This is a genomic window from Vibrio sp. D173a, assembly GCF_030248475.1.
In genome coordinates, this window is the sequence record NZ_JAHGAH010000526.1 from 1 (window position 1) to 771 (window position 771).

The 771-nt window shown below is 42.4% G+C and carries 2 pseudogenes; one reads left to right on the forward strand and one right to left on the reverse strand.

What is annotated here, in order from left to right:
• Positions 1–109: 109 nt before the first annotated feature.
• Positions 110–358 (reverse strand): annotated as a pseudogene (locus KIV40_RS27255) (chemotaxis protein CheW); the annotation flags it as partial.
• A gap of 77 nt (positions 359–435) precedes the next feature.
• Between KIV40_RS27255 and KIV40_RS27260 the strand changes: the two are divergent.
• Positions 436–771: pseudogene (locus tag KIV40_RS27260) on the forward strand (flagella basal body P-ring formation protein FlgA); the annotation flags it as partial.

Sequence of the window (771 nt, forward strand, 5' to 3'; positions counted from 1 at the left end):
CCTTTGAAAAGACGCTGGCTGGATAAACCGAAATTTGAATGTAAAGTATTAAAAATTAAAATGATTAATCTCGACGCCTATCAGGACCTTCTTGCTCCAATTAACCAATTGGACGGCCGCCAATGGCTAGGCTTAAGTCGATGACCGAAATGGTTTGACCACGAATGTGCGCAACACCCTTAACCAGCGGGTTCAAGTTTGGCATTGAAGTCAGCTTAGGACACTGTAGTACTTCTTTAACTTTAAATACGTTAATACCATAGCGCTGACGCCCCATTAGGCGAAAGGTTAGTAATTCTAATCGGTTTTGACCGACGAGTTGTGTACGCTGATTCACTGAATCCAGAATACCCGTCATGAGCGCATCTCCATATCAAACTTTTTTGATTAAAAAGTGTTAATCTACTACAGGCTACGAACCACCAGAGAAACAGAATGACGTATCATAACTCAAATCTGCAACCATTTTCCACAACAACATGTAGAGCTTTTTTTAAAATTGTCGCTAAGTTTATCGGCATTATATCAATATTGTTTAGTTTTTTTGCACAAGGTGCGACATCAGAACAAATTGAGGCCATTCAAGCCGCCGCTGAGCAACATATTCTCGACACCGTTGAGCAGCCTATGGGCGGAGAACTCTTGGTAAGATCCGCCAATGTCGACTCAAGAATCAAAGCCACTGATTGCCCTATTCCCTTAGAAACCAGTGCCTCAACCAGCACAAACACCCGAAGCAGCATTACGGTATTGGTGCAGTGTATTCCTGAT